The following is a 1,298-nucleotide window of genomic DNA, read 5'->3' on the forward strand; positions in this document are numbered from 1 at the left end:
TGTATGAACCGGTCACATGGGTAACAACATTGACCGGTCACATGGGTGACACCTTCATATCAATCGAGCCGGATTATACGATGGTTTATTTTGTCGTAATGGGCCAGAACCAGCTCCCCAAAACCAACCTCGTCATGCTTCTCACTCACCGGTTTTATCCATACCCATTCATGCCGGAGTGCTTCGGAAAGAAAGATCCGTGAATTGTTAAAGCAAAGATCTCCCTTCAATGAGACACGCAACATTTTGGCTCCATCAGGCACCGGCATCTCACGTCTGGGTCCTTTGAACTGACGTTCAGAAGGATGCCAGACCGACAGAGGAGTTCTCCCGTCCAGTGCTTTATGTGGTCGAATTTCATTAAACTCCCTGCGCCAGGAATCAAACCAGGTCTGCTGCTCTTTCAGAGAGGTGAAGGGCGAATGGAGCTTCAGCGCCTCTTTCATCGTCCGGTGCATCCTCTCATGACGGCCATTTTCAGTGGGCTTGCCGGGCCGGATTCGTTCCGGAATAACACCACACTTCAGCAACCAGACTGACATTACGCTCAGTCCCCACAATCCCATACCAGCGAAAGGTGTGCCATTATCAGTTCGCAGTACCTGTGGGAGGCCACATTCCCGGAATACCCGTTCCAGACAGGACATCACAAACTTTCCATCGGTCAGATAAGTTGCATCACTCGCGAGGATAAGCCTGCTGTAATTGTCTGTCAGTGTGAACGGGTGGCACCATTGTCCGGTAGAGTGTTTGAATTTTCCTTTAAAATCAGCACTCCAGACATCATTCGGCTGAGTGACATCGTGAAGAATGTGCGGCTGAGTAGGTTTAAAACGCGGTGGCTGCCGCTTTTGGACCATCCCATGAGCCTTCAGTATTGTTCCGATAGTGCTTGTAGCGGGGACACCTGGAACCTTGAGATTGAGTAATCGCTGCCTGATTTTTTCAGGTCCCCATAAGCTGTGTTGTGCCTTCGTCTCAAGCAACAGCTGGATCATTGAATCAGGTGTTGTGTTCTGATGATGGCGGGCTCTGGAACGATCTGTCAGTGAAGTAGCATCGCCATCTGAAAAGCGGGAAAGCCATTTATAACCGGTCTTTCGACTTATCTTAAATCGACGACAAGCCTCACTGACCGAAATGTCTTCTTCCAGACACGTCATAACGAACTGCAAACGTTGCATGGTAACAGTCTCAAGCCAGGGCACGATAAACCTCCATAATCAGTCTACCGTACCAGTTATAACCTGTTACCCATGTGCCCGGTTTAAAGTGTTACCTATGTGCCAGTTCATACA

At 49.2% G+C, this 1,298-nt stretch carries 1 protein-coding gene; it reads right to left on the reverse strand.

All coding sequences use genetic code 11. The annotated features are described in order from the left end of the window. Positions 1-59: 59 nt before the first annotated feature. The gene (locus tag ACI2I2_RS24515; RefSeq protein ID WP_404660263.1) at positions 60-1,184 is read right to left on the reverse strand and encodes an integrase core domain-containing protein; all 1,125 of its coding nucleotides are present in this window, start codon (positions 1,182-1,184) and stop codon (positions 60-62) included. Positions 1,185-1,298: the final 114 nt, after the last annotated feature.

It is taken from the genome of Scandinavium sp. NPDC088450 (genome assembly GCF_044900545.1).
Taxonomy (GTDB): Bacteria; Pseudomonadota; Gammaproteobacteria; order Enterobacterales; family Enterobacteriaceae; genus Scandinavium.

Coding starts and splice junctions, on each gene's coding strand:
- ACI2I2_RS24515 (WP_404660263.1), bottom strand. CDS start 1,184: ATGCAACGTTTGCAGTTCGTTATGACGTGTCTGGAAGAAGACATTTCG.